Annotated in this window: 19 protein-coding genes and 1 riboswitch; of the genes, 11 read left to right on the top strand and 8 right to left on the bottom strand. The window is 31.8% G+C overall.

Annotated elements, in window-relative coordinates:
* Positions 1-16: 16 nt before the first annotated feature.
* Positions 17-586 (bottom strand): alkyl hydroperoxide reductase subunit C, encoded by a 570-nt coding sequence (gene ahpC, locus NSQ15_RS11720; RefSeq protein ID WP_002451489.1) that lies wholly within the window; start codon positions 584-586, stop codon positions 17-19.
* Positions 587-1080: 494 nt separating this feature from the next.
* On the opposite strand from ahpC, the gene nfsA reads away from it, so the two are divergent.
* Positions 1081-1836 (top strand): oxygen-insensitive NADPH nitroreductase, encoded by a 756-nt coding sequence (gene nfsA, locus NSQ15_RS11715; RefSeq protein ID WP_070451902.1) that lies wholly within the window; start codon positions 1081-1083, stop codon positions 1834-1836.
* Between the two features lie 67 nt (positions 1837-1903).
* Here the strand turns inward: nfsA and NSQ15_RS11710 are convergent, their stop codons facing one another.
* Complete coding sequence (locus tag NSQ15_RS11710) at positions 1904-3292, bottom strand: L-cystine transporter (protein ID WP_186802341.1); 1389 nt, start codon at positions 3290-3292, stop codon at positions 1904-1906.
* A gap of 307 nt (positions 3293-3599) precedes the next feature.
* On the opposite strand from NSQ15_RS11710, the gene NSQ15_RS11705 reads away from it, so the two are divergent.
* From NSQ15_RS11705 to NSQ15_RS11690, 4 genes are read left to right on the top strand one after another with little or no spacing between them, the layout of a single operon-like run.
* Positions 3600-4316, top strand: coding sequence for a D-ribitol-5-phosphate cytidylyltransferase (locus NSQ15_RS11705; protein WP_017638447.1), 717 nt, complete (start codon positions 3600-3602; stop codon positions 4314-4316).
* Positions 4309-5334: a zinc-binding dehydrogenase gene (locus tag NSQ15_RS11700; RefSeq protein WP_340747170.1), complete on the top strand. Its 1026-nt coding sequence runs from the start codon at positions 4309-4311 to the stop codon at positions 5332-5334. Before NSQ15_RS11705 ends, NSQ15_RS11700 begins: the two co-directional genes overlap by 8 nt.
* A gap of 18 nt (positions 5335-5352) precedes the next feature.
* Positions 5353-7041, top strand: a complete 1689-nt coding sequence (tarL, locus tag NSQ15_RS11695; RefSeq protein ID WP_124760229.1) for a teichoic acid ribitol-phosphate polymerase TarL — start codon at positions 5353-5355, stop codon at positions 7039-7041.
* A gap of 40 nt (positions 7042-7081) precedes the next feature.
* Complete coding sequence (locus NSQ15_RS11690) at positions 7082-8563, top strand: glycosyltransferase (protein ID WP_070451908.1); 1482 nt, start codon at positions 7082-7084, stop codon at positions 8561-8563.
* A 54-nt stretch (positions 8564-8617) separates the two neighbouring features.
* On the opposite strand, the gene NSQ15_RS11685 is transcribed toward NSQ15_RS11690, so the two are convergent.
* The 3 genes from NSQ15_RS11685 to NSQ15_RS11675 all read right to left on the bottom strand — a co-directional run bounded on the left by NSQ15_RS11685 (position 8618) and on the right by NSQ15_RS11675 (position 10873).
* Positions 8618-9517: a hypothetical protein gene (locus NSQ15_RS11685; protein ID WP_070451911.1), complete on the bottom strand. Its 900-nt coding sequence runs from the start codon at positions 9515-9517 to the stop codon at positions 8618-8620.
* 117 nt (positions 9518-9634) lie between these two features.
* The gene (locus NSQ15_RS11680; RefSeq protein WP_017638442.1) at positions 9635-10303 is read right to left on the bottom strand and encodes a hypothetical protein; all 669 of its coding nucleotides are present in this window, start codon (positions 10301-10303) and stop codon (positions 9635-9637) included.
* Positions 10304-10465: 162 nt separating this feature from the next.
* On the bottom strand, positions 10466-10873 hold the full coding sequence (locus NSQ15_RS11675) for a general stress protein (RefSeq protein WP_029056579.1): 408 nt from the start codon (positions 10871-10873) through the stop codon (positions 10466-10468).
* Between the two features lie 214 nt (positions 10874-11087).
* Positions 11088-11190: riboswitch (purine riboswitch) on the top strand.
* A 264-nt stretch (positions 11191-11454) separates the two neighbouring features.
* Between NSQ15_RS11675 and xpt the strand changes: the two genes are divergently transcribed.
* The 5 genes from xpt to NSQ15_RS11650 all read left to right on the top strand — a co-directional run bounded on the left by xpt (position 11455) and on the right by NSQ15_RS11650 (position 17790).
* On the top strand, positions 11455-12033 hold the full coding sequence (gene xpt, locus NSQ15_RS11670; protein ID WP_017638440.1) for a xanthine phosphoribosyltransferase: 579 nt from the start codon (positions 11455-11457) through the stop codon (positions 12031-12033).
* Complete coding sequence (pbuX, locus tag NSQ15_RS11665; protein WP_154874769.1) at positions 12033-13301, top strand: xanthine permease PbuX; 1269 nt, start codon at positions 12033-12035, stop codon at positions 13299-13301. The genes xpt and pbuX overlap by 1 nt, the downstream gene beginning before the upstream one ends.
* Before the next feature lie 36 nt (positions 13302-13337).
* Complete coding sequence (gene guaB / locus NSQ15_RS11660; protein ID WP_017638438.1) at positions 13338-14804, top strand: IMP dehydrogenase; 1467 nt, start codon at positions 13338-13340, stop codon at positions 14802-14804.
* Positions 14805-14829: 25 nt separating this feature from the next.
* Positions 14830-16371 (top strand): glutamine-hydrolyzing GMP synthase, encoded by a 1542-nt coding sequence (guaA, locus tag NSQ15_RS11655; RefSeq protein WP_017638437.1) that lies wholly within the window; start codon positions 14830-14832, stop codon positions 16369-16371.
* A 219-nt stretch (positions 16372-16590) separates the two neighbouring features.
* On the top strand, positions 16591-17790 hold the full coding sequence (locus tag NSQ15_RS11650; RefSeq protein WP_070451920.1) for a GTP-binding protein: 1200 nt from the start codon (positions 16591-16593) through the stop codon (positions 17788-17790).
* Between the two features lie 103 nt (positions 17791-17893).
* Here the strand turns inward: NSQ15_RS11650 and NSQ15_RS11645 are convergent, their stop codons facing one another.
* The 3 genes from NSQ15_RS11645 to NSQ15_RS12525 form a co-directional block, all read right to left on the bottom strand.
* On the bottom strand, positions 17894-18751 hold the full coding sequence (locus NSQ15_RS11645; RefSeq protein WP_340747169.1) for a trypsin-like serine peptidase: 858 nt from the start codon (positions 18749-18751) through the stop codon (positions 17894-17896).
* A 659-nt stretch (positions 18752-19410) separates the two neighbouring features.
* Positions 19411-19479, bottom strand: a complete 69-nt coding sequence (locus NSQ15_RS12530; protein WP_219906379.1) for a hypothetical protein — start codon at positions 19477-19479, stop codon at positions 19411-19413.
* A gap of 65 nt (positions 19480-19544) precedes the next feature.
* The gene (locus NSQ15_RS12525; RefSeq protein WP_225307062.1) at positions 19545-19613 is read right to left on the bottom strand and encodes a hypothetical protein; all 69 of its coding nucleotides are present in this window, start codon (positions 19611-19613) and stop codon (positions 19545-19547) included.
* 652 nt (positions 19614-20265) lie between these two features.
* Between NSQ15_RS12525 and NSQ15_RS11640 the strand changes: the two genes are divergently transcribed.
* Complete coding sequence (locus tag NSQ15_RS11640) at positions 20266-21765, top strand: NADH dehydrogenase subunit 5 (RefSeq protein ID WP_046467372.1); 1500 nt, start codon at positions 20266-20268, stop codon at positions 21763-21765.
* Positions 21766-21767: the final 2 nt, after the last annotated feature.

Below are 21767 nucleotides of genomic sequence, written 5' to 3'. Positions count from 1 at the left end.
ATTAATTAATGCCTCCTTAAATTTTACCTACTAAGTCTAATCCTGGTTGTAAAGTTTCAGAACCTTCTTCCCATTTTGCAGGGCAAACTTCACCTGGATGTTGACGTACATATTGAGCAGCTTTGATTTTGTGAACTAATGTACTAGCGTCACGGCCGATTCCATCAGCATTGATTTCTGCAGCTTGTACAACACCATCAGGGTCGATAATGAATGTACCACGTTGTGCTAGACCAAGTTCTTCATCTAATACGTCGAAGTTACGAGTGATTGTTTGAGAAGGGTCACCAATCATATTGTATTGGATTTTGCTGATAGCATCTGAATGATCATGCCAAGCTTTGTGTACGAAATGAGTATCAGTAGAAACTGAGAATACATTTACGCCTAATTCTTGTAATTTGTCATATTGGTTTTGTAAGTCTTCTAATTCAGTTGGACAAACGAATGAGAAGTCTGCAGGATAGAAGCATACTACACTCCAAGAACCTTTTAAGTCTTCTTGAGATACTTCTTTGAATTCATCTTTCTTTGGATCGTAAGCTTGCGCTGTGAATGGTAAGATTTCTTTATTAATTAAAGACATAGTTAAATTCCTCCTGATTAATTGAGAATGTTTTATTAGAATTAGATAACAATCATTGTTTAATTATAATAATTCTAATCTCTTGTTTAATATTATTACATCTAGATATTAAATAGTCAACTTCATCAACTCGTACATATGAATATATACTTTTAAAATTGATGTTGTAAGTGTTTTAGCATATCTAATGAAATTATTATTTAGAATAGAGTAAGTAATTATTAATATTAATAATGATACTTTTTAATATTAAAATAATAACTTCATTCTCAACTAAATACTTATGATTGATAATATGGTGTAATTTTATTACATCATACTATACCTCGATACTAACATGTTAAATCATAACTTTCATAAAACACGATTTAATCATTGTAAGACTATCATTTTAGTGAGTGCAACTCATTTAAAATCTAATTGAAAAGGGTATACAATAATTAAAGATAAATTACGGGAATTTTATTTTTCGAATATATAGGAGTGGAACTATAATGTCAGATTATGTATATGAGTTAATGAAAAAGCATCATTCGGTGCGTCGTTTTAAAACAACACCATTAAGCCAAGAAATAGTAGAGAAATTGGTTGAAGCAGGTCAAAGCGCATCAACATCTAGTTTTTTACAAGCATATTCAATCATTGGTGTTGATGACCCTAAAATTAAAGAAGATTTGAAAGAAGTATCAGGACAACCGTATGTTGTTGAAAATGGATTCTTATTTGTATTTGTTTTAGATTATTATCGTCATAATTTAGTTAATGAAAAAGCAGAATCAAATATGGAAATTTCATTTGAATCAGCTGAAGGTTTATTAGTAGGTTCTATTGATGTTGCACTTGTTGCAGAAAACATTGCAGTCGCAGCTGAAGATATGGGATATGGTATGGTTTATTTAGGTTCATTACGTAACGATGTTGGACGAGTACGTGAGATTTTAGACTTACCTGAATATACCTTCCCTCTATTTGGAATGGCTGTTGGTGAACCAGCTGATAATGAAAATGGTGCAGCGAAACCCCGCTTACCTTTAGAGCATGTCTTCCATAGAAACAAATATAATTCAGATAAAGACAAACAAATTAGTGAACTACAAGATTATGATCAAACAATAAGTAATTATTATAAAGAACGTACCAATGGTGAAAGAAGCGAAACCTGGTCAGAACAAATTGAATCATTTATGGGAAATAAAACAAGATTAGACATGTTGAATCAATTGAATAATGCAGGATTAATTAAAAAATAATAAATACATGAACATAAAAAGGGAGAATGCCACTACAATAGGCATTCTCCCTTTTTTAATCTGAAATTTAATTCGTTGTTAATTCACCGTATTCATTAGATTCAAATGATTTTTTGTCCCAATTTTTAGTGAGTTTTGCGGTACCAGTACCGGCTAAAATAGAATCGTTGACGTTAAGTGCAGTACGACCCATGTCTATAAGCGGTTCTATAGAAATTAAAACACCGGCTAAAGCTACAGGTAAGTTTAGAGTTGATAAAACTAAGATGGAAGCGAATGTCGCACCGCCACCTACACCTGCAACACCAAATGAACTTATGATAACAACTGCTACTAATGTCACGATGAACTGTAAGTCGATATCTACATGAGCTACAGGTGCAACCATAATTGCAAGCATAGCAGGGTAGATACCCGCACATCCATTTTGTCCAATTGATAAACCGAATGTTGCTGAGAAGTTTGCGATACCTTCAGGAACACCAAGACGTGTTGTTTGTGTTTGGATATTTAATGGTAACGCTCCAGCACTTGAACGTGATGTGAAGGCAAACACTAGCACTTCGAATGTTTTCTTCATATATTTTATTGGATTAATACCAAGGATAGATAAAATGATTAAGTGAATGATATACATCGTAATTAGTGCTGCATAAGATGCAATCATAAATTTACCTAAAGTCCATATAGCAGCAAAGTCACTAGTCGCTATCGTCGATGTCATAATGGCTAAGATACCATATGGTGTCAATCTTAATACGAAAGTAACAATAGCCATGACAACTGAATAAATGGCTTCTATACCACGTTTAAGTACATCGCCATGATTAGGTTCTTTACGAGCTACACGTAAATAGGCGAATCCTACAAATGAAGCGAATATTACTACGGCAATCGTAGACGTAGTTCTTTGACCAGTAAAGTCTAAGAAAGGATTGCTTGGTAATAGTTCTAATATTTGTTGAGGTAATGTGTGTGCAGTTAAGTTTTTAGCTTCTTTTGAAATTTCACTACCACGTGAATGTTCTGCACTACCTAAATCAATTGAAGATGCATCTAAACCGAATAATAAAGCATATCCAATACCTACTAATGCAGCTATTGCAACAGTTCCGATGAGGAACATAAAAATGTAGCTACCAATTTTAGCGAATTTATCCCCAATTTGAATTTTACTAAATGCTGAAACGATTGAAATAAAGATAAGCGGCATAACAATCATTTGTAGTAATGCGACATATCCGTCACCTACGATACTAAACCAATCGCTTGTAATTTCGATTACTTTTGAGTCCACACCATAAATGAGGTGCATTGCGATGCCTAAAATGATGCCTATAGCTAATGCTGTAAACACACGTTTAGGAAATGATATATGCTTTCTAGCCATGACATTTAACATGATAATAAAGGCAATAAGCACAATAACATTAACCACTGTTAAAAATGGAACCAAAATCAACACTCCCTTAACAATTCATTTTTTATAAAAGTTATGTATTAAGAATATAACTGTTATTTTTATAAATCAAGGGTATGATTGTAAATATTATAGGAATACTCAGAATTAAAAATAAAACATAAATTTGTAGATTTAGTTTTATTTATCAACATATTTTTAGTCATTATAAAAAGCCGTATTCATTATGAATCACTTCGCTAATATATAGATAGACAACTTAGTTTGTTATGTTATATATTAAATATGTTATATAATAATTTAAAAATGATATCCTTGTTACGATTAAAAGGAGAGTTGATAAATGAAATATGCTGGAATACTTGCTGGTGGAATAGGTTCAAGAATGGGGAATGTTCCTTTACCTAAGCAATTTTTAGATTTAGATAATAAACCGATTTTAATACATACAATTGAGAAATTCATTTTGTTAAACGAATTTGAAAAGATCATCATTGCTACACCGTCAAAATGGCTATCTCATACGATTGATACATTGAAAAAATATAATATTTCAGATTCAAGAATTGATGTCATTGCAGGCGGTAAAGATAGAAATGAAACGATTATGAATATTGTTGAACATATTGAAAAATATAAACCTATAGAAGAAGACGATATTATAGTCACTCACGATGCTGTGAGGCCTTTTTTAACATATCGAATAATCAAAGAAAATATTGACGGTGCTATTAAATATGGTGCTGTAGACACTGTTATTGAAGCTATTGATACTATTGTCGTTGCTGAAAATCAAGACAGCGTCACTTCTATTCCAATAAGAAGTCATATGTACCAAGGACAGACCCCGCAGTCTTTTAAAATCAAATTATTGAAAGAAAGTTACAACCGATTAAATGAGAAACAAAAAGAAGTATTGACGGATGCTTGCAAAATTATCGTTGAAAATAATCAGACAGTCAAACTAGTTAGAGGAGAAACATTCAATATTAAAGTAACGACGCCATATGACTTACAAGTAGCTAACGCTATTATCAAAGGTGACATCCATCATGATTAATCAAATTTATCGCCTTACTTCTCCAAGACAATTTGAAGTTTCATACGATAGTGTCGATATTTTTAGTGATTATGTTATAGTTCGTCCTCAATATTTATCCATTTGCGCTGCAGATCAACGATATTATACAGGTAATAGAGATAAACAAACGTTAAAAAAGAAGTTGCCTATGTCTTTAATTCATGAAGGGGTAGGTGAAGTTGTATTCGATAGTAAAGGTATCTTTAAAATAGGTACTAAAGTAGTCATAGTTCCCAATACGCCAATAGAAAATAGTGATTTCATTTCAGAAAACTATTTACCAACCAGTCAATTTAAATCGAGTGGCTATGATGGATTTATGCAAGATTTCAATTTATTAAAACATGATAGGGTTGTACCTCTGCCAGAAGGTAGCGACTTAAGTATATTGTCATACACGGAATTAGTTACTGTTAGTTTGCATGCGATTGATCGTTTTGAACAAAAGGCAACTGGTCATAAATCGTCGTTTGGCGTATGGGGAGATGGCAATTTAGGTTATATTACCGCACTTCTACTTAGAAAATTATATCCAAAAGCCCAAATATATGTTTTTGGAAAAACAGATTATAAATTAAGTCATTTTTCTTTCGTAAATGGCGTTTACCACATAGATAATATAACCGATGATTTAGACATAGATCATGGGTTTGAATGTGTTGGAGGTAAAGGTAGCCAAGATGCAATCAACCAAATCATTAATTTAATTAGACCAGAAGGAAGTATTTCTTTATTAGGTGTTAGTGAAATGCCAGTTGAAATCAATACTAGACTTATTTTAGAAAAAGGACTGACAGTGATAGGTAGTAGTCGAAGTGGTGCTGAAGACTTTAAAAATGTAGTTAATCTTTATGAAAAACACCCTGACATTATTGACAAGTTAGCATTATTAAAAGGCGAAGAGTTTGAAATTCGTACTATTAATGATGTTATCAACGCTTTTGAATCAGATTTATCTAATTCATGGGGAAAAACAGTTTTGAAATGGATTATGTAATACGAAAGGATGCTCATATTGATCAAGACAAAACTATATATAGATAATATTTACTGGGAAAGAGTGCAGTTATTTATAGAAGGACATGTAGATAATTTAAATATTGAAAAGAGTGAGTTTGTTTTAAGAAACTTAACAGAAACAAAAGAATTAAAAGCTAATCAAGTTGAAATTAATGAAAACAGATTTATTTGTCGATTTAATGTGGCTATTCTTGATAATGGCTATTATTTATCTTCAGGACAGTACCTACTAGTTAATAAACAACAAGAAGAACATATTGCTACTATGAATCAAGAAGTCATTAATCAATTTTATGAACAACTTGATGAGACAGAGTTAGCCTTGTATGAAGCTCTGGAAACTTCAAACGCAAAAGTGAACTTTTTACTTGAAAGGTTAATGAAAGAATTCCATAAAGGTGGGAACTCTAGTACCACTGTTTATACAGTTAAACCTGAAATTTCAAGTGAAGTAAACGAACTTGTATTAAATGTAATGTATAAGGTGCCTAGAAAGAGAAATAGTATGTTAATAGAGATGTATAAAGAGATGAGACTTAAATATAGAAGTTATGCATATAACATTCGAGATAGTATCTTCAAATCAATATTTTATGTTACTAAGTTTTTCCATCTTCGAAAGGGTAAAACAGTATTATTTACTTCGGATTCAAGGTCAAATATGTCTGGTAACTTCAAATTCATATATGATGAAATGATTAAAGTTAATTTAGACCAAAAATACGATATTCATGCGTTATTCAAACCCCATATTACAGAAAGAAGAAAGTTTATAGATAAATTTAAATTCCCATATTTATTAGGAAAAGCAGATTATATTTTCGTTGATGATTATCACCCTATGCTTTATAAAGTTAAATTTCGCAAGTCACAAGAGATTATACAAGTTTGGCACGCAGTTGGGGCCTTTAAGACAGTAGGGTTTAGTAGAACAGGAAAAAAGGGTGGGCCATTCTTTAATTCTCTTAATCATAGAAACTATACTAAAGCATATGTTTCTTCGGAAAATGATATTCCGTATTACGCAGAAGCATTTGGAATAAAAGAACAAAATGTAATACCTACTGGAGTACCTAGAACAGATATCTTATTTGATGAAGAATATAAAACTAAAATTATTAATAAAATGGAAACAGTAATACCTAATATTAAAGGAAAAAAAGTGATATTATTTGCACCAACATTTCGAGGAAGCGGACATCATACTGCACACTATCCGTTCTTTAAAATTGATTTCCAAAGGTTGGCTAAATATTGCAAAGATAACAATGCCATAGTTTTATTTAAAATGCATCCATTTGTTAAAAATAAATTGAAAATTCCGAATAAATTTAAAAAGTATTTCTTGGATATATCTGAATTAAGAGAAGTAAATGACTTGTTATTTATTACGGATATTTTGATTAGTGATTATTCTTCATTAATATATGAATTTGCAGTATTTAAAAAACCGATGTTATTTTATGCATTTGATTTAGAAGATTATATTACGACACGAGATTTTTATGAAAGTTATGAAACGTTTGTACCTGGTAAAATTGTTCAAACGTTTGAAGCATTAATGGAATCACTTAATAATGAAGACTTTGATCAATATAAAGTAGAACCTTTTTTAAATAAACATTTTAAATATCAAGATGGTAGGTCAAGTGAACGATTGGTTAGACATTTATTTGGTAGTTAGAAGTGAAGTGCATTAAGCAATGACAGCAAGGAGGTCATCAATGAAGCAAGCATATATGATAGTGCATGAGTTAGATGTTAATAAAGGCGGCATGACAACAGCTATGCTTACTAGAAGTAAGTACTTCTTAGATAATAAAATCAAAGGACATATTGTCACTTTTGATTATAAAATACATTATGATAGTATTCTCAAAAGTTTAGTATCTTCAAATAAAATGGATAAAAGAACGGAAATGTTTAATCCATTTATCTATTTTAAAAAGAAATCTAACAAATTAATAAGAAAGAAAAATAGTCATCCATATAAAGAATTAGCAAAAATGTTAAAAGGTACTGTGGAGATAAAACAAAATAAAAATATATCAAGATTTTTCAATAATAAAAGTGGTGAATACATAGCTTATAAACGAAAGATAAATCGCCAACAAAGCGTTATCGATGTATTTGAAAATAATACACGATTAAAACGAGTATATTTATGTAATAACAAAATACATAAAGTTGATGTATTTAATAAAGATAATAAACTTGTTGCTGAACAATTTTATGATAACCAAACTTATCTATATTTATATAGACAGATCAGTGCTAAAAATGGTGTGATTGGCAATACTTATTTAATTAATGAGAAAAAGCAGTTTAGTAATAATGTTGAATTTTGTAGTTATTTTTTAGACAGGCTAGTTAAAGACGATAAGAATAGTATTATGATTTGTGATGGTCCAGGTAGCTTTCCAAAAATGTTAAATACTAAACATAAAAAGGCCAAAAAATTCTCGGTTATTCACACTAACCATCATAAAAACTTTGATAATAGCGGTGCTAAAAAGAAACATGAAGATTATATATTGAAAAAAGCAGGTTTGATAGATGGTGTCATTGTGTTAACAGAAGGACAAAAGAAAGACATTATTAAAGAATATGACATCAAAAACTTATATGTGATTAGTAACTTTATAGATATTCAAAAGGATGATTTAAATAATAAACACCATAAGGTTGTAGGACAAGTCTCTAGGTTAGTAGCAACAAAGGGTCTAAATTATCTATTGGAAGTCGCTGAAAAAGTAATATCAAAAGATAATAGCATAGAATTTCATATATATGGGGATGGACCAGAAAAAGGTAATTTGGAACGAATGATCAAGGAAAAACAGTTACAGCATAATGTTAAGTTGCTTGGTTATACAAATGAACCTTTGAAGAAGATTAAAAAATTTGGTTGTGTTGTTTCAACTTCTCAAGTGGAATCTCAAGGTTTGAGTATTGCTGAGGCAATGTTACAAAGAAAACCGGTAGTAGCTTTTGATATTAAATATGGTCCATCTGATTTTATAAAAGACGGTGAGAATGGATATTTGATTGAAAATAAAGATATTGAAAGTATGGCTGAAAAAGTTTTAGAAATTATTAATAATAAAGATTTAGCGAATCGACTTGGTGAAAACGCAAGAAATAATGTTGTAGGATTATTTAGCCCTGAAAAGATAATGAATCAATGGCTTAATATTTTTAAATAAAATTAAAAAAGTGTTAGGACAATTACAACTTTGTCCTAACACTTTTCTTTTTTATTATAAGTTAAATAATCTAGCGAAAAATCCTTTTTTCTCTTCTTTAGGCTCTTGATGAGCTAGAGGAGAAGATTGAGATTCAACATGGTCTTTATTAGTATTAGATACTTCAGATGTAGATGTTGAATGAGATGTAGATTTTGCTTGAGTTGATTGTTCTGAAGTACTTAATGATGTACTTTCTTTTTTATTATCAACACTATTAGAAGTGCTCAAGCTGTCAGTAGTTGTTGACACTGATGTAGATGCAATTGTTTTATTTTGATCTGAATTATTTTCACTTGATGAAAGTGACGTAGATTGTGATGATGAAGTACTTTGGCTTGAAGTACTATTCACAGCATCATTATTGCTTTGTTTTGATTCAGAAGCAATAGCTTGTTGCTCATCTAACTTTTTAGTATGAGATTGTTGTGTTGATTGTATTGCATCTTGTGTAGTTTGAATCGCTTTTAATGATTCAGTGTTAGCATCTATTTTAGAAGTAATTTGGCTTTGCAGTTCTTTCAATTCTTGTTGTTGATGATGAACTTGACTAATCATTTGGCCTAACATTTGACGTTCTTCACGCATTTTTTGAATTTCACTACGTAAGTCTTCTACCAATTGTGAAATATTTTGATCAGTTGGTAATTGACTATTATCTTCTTTTACTAAGACTTGAAGGAAATCTTTTTCCTTTTCTAATTCTTCAAATGCTAAATCATAGCTATTAGTTTGCTTTACTTTATCAGCAATATCTTTAAATAATTCGATATCTTCTTCTTTAAAATCAGTTGCTTCACGTCCACGATATTCAGTCTTACTAAGTTGATAGCCACGTTCTTCTAAATGTTGGACGATTTTACGGACTTGTTTTTCACTTAGCTCGACGCGTTGTGCGAATTCTTTAGTTAACATTAATAAAGTCCTTTCATATTATGGTTTATGTATACTGACGGTTGTCTACGGTTAGTGAAACCTCAGTCTTACCTCATATGATAGTTTACTGTTATTTATAGTTAATTTCAAGTTTTGTTACAGAGGGCTTCTTAATTTCATTTGCTCAAGTAATGGATATATTATATCTCTTGAAATACGGTTGGCGAAGACATATTTAAGAATGTAGTTAGACTTAACACTTGTGCCATAAATATCTTTTGATAAAAGAATGTTAGCTTTGATAAACAAGTCAATTTCTTTGGGATCTTCATCATTAGTATAATTTGGATGAATATAATCAATTTCGGTTTGTTTTTCGAATTGATGTTCATATAAAAATTGTCTGCGACGTTCAAGTACTTTATTTGTTTCTTCATCCGTCGTCAAAGGTTCCTTAGGGACTTCCATCATTATAAAGTTGATGTCTCTATCATGAATTTCATTAGATAGAACATTTAGTTGTTCTTCAATTTTTTCTAATGTTTTAGACATTACCTCATCATGATTATCTTTGTTCTTAGTGATGAGATAAATGAGGAAAGCAGAATTTGTTGTTGCTTCGTAATGTGCACTAGCCATACTAACAACTTCATCATTTTCAACACCAACAATAAATGCATAATCTTTTTCAGTTTTATTATTTTCAAGTGATTGTTTGAAAATATGACTGTCTTCTGTGAGGCTGATGTCTAATTTTGAATCGTAAATTTGTATTGCTTCGTTGAAATATGGATCGTTAGCAGACGTTATTGTTTTAAATTCCATTATGACACCCCCGAAAATATATTTTGTAAATTATATCATAACTTTGTACCTGGTACGGAAAGATGAATGTGTATGAAAATATTTATAAAAAAACACTATAACTGTAACGACATTGCGTATCAGTTATAGTGCCATGCTTAGCATTGTTTTAACATTAGCAAATTATGATTTTGGTCCTTTTGATTCAGAAGCATAATGTGTAATGTCAATTTCTTCATATGCTGCATTATGTTCTTCAACTTCATTATGAGAAGAACGGTCACGATTAGCAATAACTAAAAATTTACCGTCCAAAATGTCTTGTTTATGACTTTCGATTTCGTCATCACTTAGATTATATCTTGTAAGCACAGCTTGTTCGCCGTCTTCACCAATAAGTAATCTAGACATACGGTCACTAAATGAACCGCTTGTAGCAATTAAACTAATTTGAGAATCGTGTAAATCATCTAAATGTAATTTTGAACGACTAATAACTGCTAATTCGCTTTCTAAATAGCCTTCAGATTTCTTTTGGTTAATCACGTTGTATAATTCTGATTGATTTTCTACTACTGTAATTTCTGCCATGATTATCGCCCCTTATTTTTTCTCTTAGTTCAAATTCTATACCCTTGCCCTATAATTATAAAACTTTTGTTTATATAATTATATAATTTTACTGATTTATTTACCAAATTTATTTTTAAATTAAAAATCAAAACGCTTTCAGTGAGAACTACTGATAAGACAAGGATGATAGTGTATGATAGATATTGAAAAAGTAGCTGAAATTTGCTATCATCATTAAATAATTTATATGACTCATATAATCTAAAGAATATGGCTTTAGAAGTTTCTACCATGTCGCCTTGAACGACATGACTATGGGTAACAACTCAATACTTAGGAGCAGTTTAAATCGATCAAAATATGAAGGGCTAATGTTAAATGTGTTATTGATATAGGGATTTGTTATGCAATCTTACAAAGGTCCTTTATCTATTTGTATACATTTAATTATCGATTAATTTGACGTATCTACTTCTTTATTTGCTAATTGACGCAATGTATTGCACGTTCCCTCATAGATCCTGAAACTTAATCAAAGTTTGGGGATTTTTTTGTATCAACAAGTCTATGGATTACATAAATTTGAGGAGGTTTTCCGGGTGGAGTCGTTAGGACGTAAAGTAAAAGAAGATGGTGTAGTCATTGATGAAAAGATTTTGAAAGTAGACGGTTTTTTAAATCATCAAATTGACGCAAAGTTAATGCATGAAGTAGGGCAAACATTTTATAATCAGTTTAAAAATGAAGGTATTACTAAAATATTAACTATCGAAGCATCTGGTATTGCACCAGCCATTATGGCTGCTCTTCATTTTGATGTCCCATGTTTATTTGCTAAAAAAGCAAAACCTAGTACTTTGAAAGATGGTTTTTATCAAACAGATATCCATTCATTTACTAAAAATAAGACAAGTACAGTTATCGTTTCTGAAGAGTTTCTTGGTGAAGATGATACGGTCTTAATTATTGATGATTTCTTAGCTAATGGTGATGCATCATTAGGGTTAAATGAGATTGTCAAACAAGCCAATGCTAAAACTGCAGGCGTTGGTATTGTCGTAGAAAAGAGCTTCCAAAATGGTCGTCAAAGACTTGAAGATGAAGGATTGAATGTATCTTCATTATGTAAGGTGGCTTCATTAAAAGGTAATAAAGTGACGCTATTAGGTGAAAATTAATGAAGAATTTTATTCTTAGTATTCAACATTTATTAGCCATGTATGCAGGAGCGATTTTAGTACCGATTATCGTTGGTACTAGTTTGAAATTTACACCAGAAGAGATTGCGTATTTAGTTACAGTTGATATTTTCATGTGTGGTATTGCTACATTCTTACAAGTTAATAAGGTGACAGGTACCGGATTGCCAATCGTCCTAGGGTGTACCTTTACGGCGGTTGCACCTATGATTTTAATCGGTCAGACAAAAGGATTAGATGTATTATACGGTTCATTATTCCTATCAGGTATCTTAGTGATTATTATAGCGCCATTTTTCTCTCATTTAGTTAAATTCTTCCCACCAGTAGTAACAGGAAGTGTTGTAACAATTATTGGTATCAATCTTATGCCAGTTGCAATGAATTATTTAGCAGGTGGCGAGGGTGCTAAAGACTATGGTAATCCTAAAAATATCATTTTAGGCGGCGTTACACTGATTGTCATTTTAATTCTCCAACGATTTACTAAAGGATTCTTGAAATCTATCGCTATTTTAATAGGGTTAGTTATCGGAACAATTTTAGCAGGTATCTTTGGTATTGTGGATATCAAACAAGTTGGAGAAGCCAATTGGGTTGGTATACCAATGCCATTCCGATTTTCAGGATTTGGATTTGATTTAAGTGCAACGTTAGTATTCTTTATAGTAGCAATTGTAAGTTTAATTGAATCAACAGGTGTCTATCACGCATTAAGTGAGATTACTGGGAAAAAATTAGAAAGAAAAGATTTTCGTAAAGGTTACACTGCGGAAGGTCTAGCTATAGTAATAGGATCTATGTTTAATGCATTCCCATATACTGCTTATTCTCAAAATGTTGGGCTTGTATCTTTATCAGGCGCTAAGAAGAATAAAGTAATTTATGGAATGGTAATCTTATTACTAATTTGTGGATGTATTCCTAAATTAGGTGCTTTAGCTAACATTATTCCATTACCAGTATTAGGTGGTGCTATGATAGCAATGTTTGGTATGGTAATGGCATATGGTGTGAGTATTTTAGGTAAAATTAATTTTGCAAATCAAAATAACTTATTAATTATTGCTGTATCAGTTGGTTTAGGCACAGGAATTAGTGCCGTACCACAAGCATTTAAAGGTTTAGGAGAACAATTTGCATGGTTAACTCAAAATGGAATTGTTTTAGGTGCTATCTCAGCAATTATCCTAAATTTCTTTTTTAATGGTATAAACTATAAACAAAGTGAAGAAAATGTGAAATAATAGAACAAACTATATAATATTGGAGGCTGTTTTTAAATGTGGGAAAATAAGTTTGCTAAAGAGTCATTAACATTCGATGATGTATTATTAATTCCAGCTCAATCAGACGTGTTACCAAGTGATGTTGATTTAAGCGTTCGTTTATCAGATAAAATTCAATTGAACATTCCGATTATTTCTGCTGGTATGGATACAGTTACAGAATCTAAAATGGCAATTGCGATGGCAAGACAAGGTGGACTAGGCGTTATCCATAAAAATATGGGTATCGAAGAGCAAGCTGATGAAGTACAAAAAGTAAAACGTTCAGAAAATGGCGTTATTAGTAATCCGTTCTATTTAACTCCTGATGAAAGTGTTTTTGAAGCAGAAGCTTTAATGGGTAAATATCGTATTTCAGGTGTTCCAATTGTTAACAATAAAACAGATAGAGAACTAGTAGGTATTATTACTAATAGAGATTTACGTTTTATTGAAGACTTTTCTATTAAAATCTCAGATGTAATGACTAAAGAAGACTTAATTACAGCTCCAGTAGGTACAACGTTAGATGAAGCAGAATCAATTTTACAAGAACATAAAATTGAAAAACTTCCTTTAGTAGAAAATGGCCGTTTAGAAGGACTAATCACAATTAAAGATATTGAAAAGGTATTAGAATTCCCATATGCAGCTAAAGATGCTAATGGTCGTTTATTAGCAGCGGCAGCTATTGGTATTTCTAAAGATACTGATATTAGAGCTGAAAAATTAGTAGAAGCAGGCGTTGATGCACTTGTTATTGATACTGCACATGGTCATTCAAAAGGTGTTATCGAACAAGTTAAACATATCAAAGAAAAATATCCTGACATCACATTAGTTGCTGGTAATGTGGCAACTGCTGAGGCGACTAAAGCACTATTTGAAGCGGGTGCAGATGTAGTTAAAGTTGGTATTGGACCAGGTTCAATTTGTACAACTCGTGTAGTTGCAGGTGTTGGTGTACCACAAATTACAGCTGTTTATGATTGTGCAACTGAAGCACGTAAACAAGGCAAAGCAATTATTGCAGATGGCGGTATTAAATTCTCTGGAGATATCATTAAAGCATTGGCAGCTGGTGGACACGCTGTAATGTTAGGTAGCTTATTAGCAGGAACTGAAGAAAGTCCTGGTGCTACTGAAGTATTCCAAGGTAGACAATACAAAGTATATCGCGGTATGGGATCTCTAGGTGCTATGGAAAAAGGTTCAAATGACCGTTACTTCCAAGAAGATAAAACGCCTAAGAAATTCGTACCAGAAGGTATTGAAGGCCGTACAGCTTATAAAGGACCTTTACAAGATACAGTTTATCAACTTATGGGCGGTGTAAGAGCTGGTATGGGTTATACTGGTTCTGAAAATCTTGAAAAATTACGTGAAGAAGCACAATTCACACGTATGGGACCAGCTGGTTTAGCAGAAAGCCACCCACATAATGTTCAAATCACTAAAGAATCACCAAACTATTCATTCTAATAAGATTTAAAGGAGAACGACAATTATGGAAATGGCGAAAGAGCAAGAGTTAATTCTTGTCTTAGACTTTGGTAGCCAATACAACCAATTAATCACAAGACGTATACGTGAAATGGGTGTATATAGTGAGTTACACGACCATGAAATTTCTATTGAAGAAATTAAACGTATGAATCCAAAAGGTATTATTTTATCAGGTGGTCCTAATTCAGTTTATGAAGAAGGTTCATTTACTATCGACCCTGAAATTTATAACTTAGGTATTCCTGTATTAGGTATTTGTTATGGTATGCAATTAACTACTAAATTATTAGGTGGTAAAGTTGAGCGTGCCAATGAACGTGAATATGGTAAAGCAATCATTAATGCGAAATCTGATGAATTATTCTTTGGCTTACCATCAGAACAAACTGTATGGATGAGTCATTCAGATAAAGTGATCGAGATTCCAGAAGGATTTGAAGTTATTGCTGATAGCCCAAGCACAGATTATGCAGCTATCGAAGATAAATCTCGTCGTATTTATGGTGTTCAGTTCCATCCAGAGGTACGTCATACTGAATACGGTAATGATTTATTAAGAAACTTTGTGCGTCGTGTTTGTAATTGTACAGGCGAATGGACAATGGAGAACTTTATTGAAATCGAAATTGAAAAAATTCGCGAACGTGTAGGTGACAGAAAAGTACTATGTGCTATGAGTGGTGGTGTAGACTCATCTGTTGTTGCTGTATTATTACACAAAGCGATTGGTGATCAATTAACTTGTATCTTTGTCGACCATGGTTTACTTCGTAAAGGTGAAGGCGACATGGTTATGGAACAATTTGGTGAAGGTTTCAACATGAATATTATTCGTGTTAATGCACAAGATCGTTTCATGGATAAATTAGCTGGTGTATCAGACCCAGAACAAAAACGTAAAATCATTGGTAATGAATTTGTTTATGTATTTGATGATGAAGCATCTAAGTTAAAAGGCGTAGATTTCTTAGCGCAAGGTACACTTTATACAGATGTAATTGAATCAGGTACTAAAACAGCTCAAACAATTAAATCTCACCATAATGTAGGTGGATTACCTGAAGATATGGAATTTGAATTAATCGAACCAATTAACACGTTGTTTAAAGACGAAGTACGTGCTTTAGGTATCGAGTTAGGTATTCCAGAACATTTAGTATGGAGACAACCATTCCCAGGTCCTGGTTTAGGTATCCGTGTACTTGGTGAAATTACTGAAGATAAATTAGAAATCGTACGTGAATCAGACGCGATATTAAGAGAAGTAGTTAGAGAAGAAGGTCTTGAAAGAGACATTTGGCAATACTTCACTGTACTTCCAGGTATTCAATCTGTAGGTGTTATGGGTGACTACCGTACATACGATCATACAGTAGGAATTCGTGCTGTAACATCAATTGATGGTATGACTAGTGACTTTGCTCGTATCGATTGGGAAGTCTTACAAAAGATTTCAAGCCGTATCGTTAACGAAGTTGACCACGTTAACCGCGTTGTCTACGATATTACTTCTAAGCCACCTAGTACAATAGAGTGGGAATAATTAAATAATATATATTTAAGGCTAGAAACCCTATATTAGCGGTTTTCTAGCCTTTTTATTTTGCTTTGAATAAGTCATGTATAAATTGTTCTATATTTTTTTAAGAACTTCCTTCGATAATCTTATTTAAAATCGTTATTGATTAATCGGAATTAATCCTATAGAATGTAAAACGTAATAATTACTATTTACATAACAGAAAAAGAAAGGGAGTTTATTATGGCTAAAATTCCAGTAACTGTGTTAAGTGGGTATCTAGGTTCTGGTAAAACAACATTATTGAATCATATTTTACAAAATCGTGAGGGACGACGAATTGCGGTTATTGTTAATGATATGAGTGAAGTGAATATCGACAAAGACTTAGTAGCAGAAGGTGGAGGTTTATCTCGAACTGATGAAAAATTAGTCGAGCTATCAAACGGCTGTATTTGTTGTACGTTGCGCGATGATTTGCTAAAAGAAGTTGAACGTATTGTTAAAAAGGGTGGTATTGATCAAATAGTGATTGAATCCACAGGTATTTCTGAACCAGTACCTGTTGCACAGACGTTTTCTTATATCGATGAAGAATTAGGGATTGATTTAACGGCCATTTGTCGATTGGATACAATGGTAACGGTTGTAGATGCTAATCGATTTATTAACGATATTAATTCCGAAGATTTATTAATAGATCGTGATCAAAGTGTAAGTGATGAAGATGAACGTACCATTGCGGATTTACTTATCGACCAAGTAGAGTTTTGCGATGTGATGATTATTAATAAAACAGATTTAGTATCAAAAGATGCATTAAATCGATTAGAACAAATTTTAACGACACTTCAACCTGAAGCGAAAGTGATTAAAACTGTAAATGCTAAGGTTGATTTATCAGAAGTATTAAATACACAACGTTTTGATTTTGAAAAAGCAAGTGAATCTGCTGGCTGGATTAAAGAATTAACAGAAGGGGGCCATGCGGAACATACACCAGAAACTGAGGAATATGGAATTTCTTCATTTGTATATCGTCGACAATTACCTTTCCATGCTGAAAGATTTAATGAATGGTTAGAACACATGCCGGAAAATATTGTTAGAGCTAAAGGAATAGTCTGGTTAGCTCAATATAATCAAGTTGCATGTCTATTTTCTCAAGCTGGATCGTCTCAATCGATATATCCAGTAACATACTGGGTAGCGAGTATGCCACGTGCAAAGCAGGAAATGATTTTAGAAGAAAGACCTGATGTTGCAGAAGAATGGGATTTAGAATATGGAGATCGTCATACACAATTTGTTATTATCGGTACAAATTTGAATCAAGAGCAAATCATTAAAGATTTAGATCAATGTTTAATAAATAGTAGTGAAATTGATGCAGATTGGTCACAATTGTCAGACCCGTATCATTGGACGATTACATCCAAATAATCTAGATTTTAAAAAATAAAGTTTCACGTGAAAACTACATATAAAAAAGATACTCCCTTGTACTACTTATAAAGTAACAGTAGTACAAGAGCGTACCTTTAAATTATTTAATATTATCTTTTACAAATTTACCAGCTTTTCCTTTAAATGATTCTCCGCCAGCCATTTCTTGTTTGGCATATTTATCTGTAGAATTATTCCATAAATTATAGCCATAAGTACGAAGACCATAAATTTTTGAATATTTCCCATCTAACATAGGAGAACCAGAAGCACCAGCTCTGAAAATATCTTTTGTCATAATTTCAGTACCATTTGCTGAAAATTGGATGAATCTTAATTTACTAAAATAAGCTTTAGTATTGTCGCCATTTTGCCATGGATATCCTAATGAATATAATGGTGTATTAAATTTTAATCCTTTGATTTCCTTGTCAGTTGCTAATCGTATTGGCTTAGCATATTTAGACATTTTCTCTTTGGTATGAACAACAGCTATATCATAACCTGATAATTTTTTTACATCAGAGGCATGGAATTTATAAGGAATATGCTTCCCATCTCGGTTCATTGCGAACGAGATATATTTCGCTGAAGCGGCTTTTCCATTTTTATCATCAATAACATGAGCATTTGTAACAAACGTATGATCTCCGATAACTGTACCTGTGCCCATTGAATCTTTGCCTTTACCTTTATGGCCATTCATATTAGAAACTCGACCAATTGCTTTTAAATTATTTTTATTAGCTTTTGTATAATGTTCAATACTGATTGAGTTTTTACTTATTTTCTTAGCTTTGGGATAAGCTTGTTGGTCAGATGGAGAATTTAATCCATCACGGTAGTAATGATCTGTTTCAGCATGCGCTTGTTGAGAAAATGTTGCAGTGGCTGTCAACGCAATTGTAGTGATCATGACACTGCTAATAATCGTTTTTATTGGTTTGAAATATGACAAAATAGAAGTCCCCTTTGTTTTTTAAAGTTGATACGAAATTTTAAAAAAGTCAAAATAAAATAATGATTATTGTAAATTTATTATCATCAATCAGTTTCATTATATGTGAAATAAGTTGTATTACAATAGAAAATTTAAAATTTGTTGTAATTGATTAATTAATAATAATAAATATGTAAAATGTAACAATAATAGCAATAATATAAATTGATAATTACTGCATAAAATAAAACAACGACTTTTCGAATCATAAAAATGTTGCTTTAAAGAATAATTCACTAAATATCTATATCTTTTCTTATATAAATGTGATATTTTTTATTGTAACAAAGAAATCATTTTATCCGATTACATCTAGCTCTCATGTAGAGTTAGATGTTTTTTAATGACACAATCAATAGGAACGAATGAGATGGACATATTATATCTAATAAGGTGTAAACTGTTTGAACCGTTTATTTCCGTATTATTGTAATGCAAACTAAAAGAGGCGAGACCTAATGTCTCGCCTCTTTTATATATTTATTGTCTTTATTTGAAGAAGCCAATGATAGTTTTGATGATTGAAATGATGCTTGTAACGATTTCCATTGATAGTCCTCCTTTTCAATCAGAATGAGTTATTTATTGGGTTAGTGCAATTTTTGAATAATATTAGATTATTTATTGCCTTTTACAAGATCGATGATTGTTTTCACTAAAGAAACGATACCTGAAATAATACTCATGTATAGCCCTCCCTTTTAAATGGATTAGTGTTATTTAAATACATATAATCGTCATTAAAGACGAATTATTTATTACCTTTTACAAGGTCGATGATTGTTTTTACTAAAGAAACAATGCCTGAGATGATTTCCATTATAATTACCTCCCTTGTTTGACTTGTTAAATACATTGTAACGAGATAAAGGATGGTTTATGACGAAATTTCCTAACTTGTATTTTGAAGGTCATAACTGGGCGTTTTCATTGAATAACTCACAGAATTTCATGCCTAAGTGTATTAACTATTAAATGCCTTTACAAAAGCTTTACATGGCTGTTTTGAAGTTGTAAAGATATTGAATTTTCATATAAAATTAGCGTCTTTATTGGTATGAGATTTGACATAGTTAATATCATCGACTATATTAATATTAATATGCTCAAAAGTAGAATTAAGCTTTAGCTAGCGATGATTGCTATAAAATTATAGTGTTTATCGAGAGTGAAAGAATAGTTGGCTTTTGACCGGACACAGAAAATTAAAAAGGTAGCTTTTTAAAAGGAAATAACATCATTCTAAGATTAAAATACATACGTAGATTTAAAATGCGAGGAAAATGAGAAGTTAAGTCGACTTTTTCACAAGGAGTAAAGACCGCTAACTTATTTAAAATTCAAGTCGTAATGTTGATGATATTTCAAGTTGAAATGAAGCCTATAGTAGCATGTTTCTCATAATTCAGAGTGTGGGATATTGTCTATTGTAGGCTTTTTATAGTACGTAAATTTAAACAGAGGAGGTATCGATGTTAAGTATGAATGCACTCTTAATTGTGTTCCTTATCACTTTACTCATTGCTATGCTGAGTGGTTTAGTATTTTTATCTGCTAAAGTTCCCACTCAATATATTAAGATACATATGTATATGCTTGTCTTACCTATCATTGTAGGACTGATTGGATTATTTTCAACGACAAATCAACTTATCATTGGCCCTTTTAAATTAGATAAATTGGCTTGGTTAATGGGAAGTTTCATTTTAATATTAGGTTTTATTATCCAAAAGTTTTGTGTTCGTTATTTGCTTGGAGATAAAAATTATCGTCAATATTTCCCATTATTCACTTTGATTACCGTTTTTGCATCTGTTGCATGGTTAAGTGGTGATTTAAGATTTATGGTTGTAAGTTGGGGCGCAACATTATTATGCCTTACGTTATTAATTAGAGTTAATCGTTTCTGGAAAGTACCACATGAGGCTGCTAAAATTTCTGCTAAATTATTTTTAATTGGATGGCTAGCATTAGTTGTAGCTGTTGGTTTGTTATATATTTTTACAGGTCATTGGTATATTGATGAAGTAGCAGTTGATTATAGTCATTTATCTTTTGGCATGAAATTAATTATAGATTTATGTATTGTACTGGCTGTGATTATTCCCGCAGCACAGTTTCCTTTCCAAAGTTGGTTAATTGAATCTGTTGCAGCACCGACACCTGTATCAGCTATTATGCATGCCGGAATAGTCAATGCTGGTGGGATTATATTAACAAGATTCGCACCTGTATTTGATAATGCAATAGCGATTACAGTTTTATTGTTGATTGCGAGTGTCTCAGTGTTACTTGGTTCAGGAATCAGTTTGGTTCATGTCGACTATAAAAGACAACTTGTAGGATCTACAATGAGTCAAATGGGCTTTATGCTTGTTCAATGTGCATTAGGTGCATATTCGGCAGCTATTATTCATCTTGTGTTACACGGCGTATTTAAAGCAACATTATTTTTACAATCTGGATCTGTAGTTGGCAGATTTAATATACCAACGCCACCTAGTGCTAAAAGATCATATGGATGGATCTTGTTAGGTCGACTATTGGCGTTAGTGATTGCAGTGCTATTTTGGATGAATAGTGATCATAGCGCTTATGAGCTAATTAGCTCGCTTATACTAGCATGGTCGTTAATGGTGTCATGGAATCAACTAGTTGCCTTTAGTAAGACGATTATGGGTAAAGTGGTTGGTGTTTGTATGATTATTATTGTTGCTGTAGTTTATATTGTGACGCATCATTTCTTTAAATATTTATTAAGCACAGTGGATATTAGTGTGACGCATCCACCGATTATAAGTAGCATTATAAGCATTGCTATCTTAGTATTTGGAAGTGTATTTAGTATTTGGGTATCACGACATCGTAACTCGCATGCATTTGCTGTATTGTATTTATGGTTAGTTAAATTGGGTGAGGCGAAATCAGCTTCAGTTGAAAGCCATCCAACATATTTGAAAAAGTATTTATAAAA

The sequence above is a fragment of the Staphylococcus sp. FSL W8-0774 genome, from assembly GCF_038006785.1.
In the GTDB taxonomy this organism is placed as follows: domain Bacteria; phylum Bacillota; class Bacilli; order Staphylococcales; family Staphylococcaceae; genus Staphylococcus; species Staphylococcus pasteuri.
This window is presented reverse-complemented; position numbering and strand designations above follow the sequence as displayed.

Bases quoted from the DNA above. Each gene is read 5' to 3' on its own strand.
- ahpC (WP_002451489.1), bottom strand. From the start codon at position 586: ATGTCTTTAATTAATAAAGAAATCTTACCATTCACAGCGCAAGCTTAC.
- nfsA (WP_070451902.1), top strand. From the start codon at position 1,081: ATGTCAGATTATGTATATGAGTTAATGAAAAAGCATCATTCGGTGCGT.
- NSQ15_RS11650 (WP_070451920.1), top strand. From the start codon at position 16,591: ATGGCTAAAATTCCAGTAACTGTGTTAAGTGGGTATCTAGGTTCTGGT.
- pbuX (WP_154874769.1), top strand. From the start codon at position 12,033: ATGAAGAATTTTATTCTTAGTATTCAACATTTATTAGCCATGTATGCA.
- NSQ15_RS11680 (WP_017638442.1), bottom strand. From the start codon at position 10,303: ATGGAATTTAAAACAATAACGTCTGCTAACGATCCATATTTCAACGAA.
- NSQ15_RS11675 (WP_029056579.1), bottom strand. From the start codon at position 10,873: ATGGCAGAAATTACAGTAGTAGAAAATCAATCAGAATTATACAACGTG.
- NSQ15_RS11705 (WP_017638447.1), top strand. From the start codon at position 3,600: ATGAAATATGCTGGAATACTTGCTGGTGGAATAGGTTCAAGAATGGGG.
- NSQ15_RS11685 (WP_070451911.1), bottom strand. From the start codon at position 9,517: ATGTTAACTAAAGAATTCGCACAACGCGTCGAGCTAAGTGAAAAACAA.
- guaB (WP_017638438.1), top strand. From the start codon at position 13,338: ATGTGGGAAAATAAGTTTGCTAAAGAGTCATTAACATTCGATGATGTA.
- NSQ15_RS11690 (WP_070451908.1), top strand. From the start codon at position 7,082: ATGAAGCAAGCATATATGATAGTGCATGAGTTAGATGTTAATAAAGGC.
- NSQ15_RS11700 (WP_340747170.1), top strand. From the start codon at position 4,309: ATGATTAATCAAATTTATCGCCTTACTTCTCCAAGACAATTTGAAGTT.
- guaA (WP_017638437.1), top strand. From the start codon at position 14,830: ATGGAAATGGCGAAAGAGCAAGAGTTAATTCTTGTCTTAGACTTTGGT.
- NSQ15_RS11640 (WP_046467372.1), top strand. From the start codon at position 20,266: ATGTTAAGTATGAATGCACTCTTAATTGTGTTCCTTATCACTTTACTC.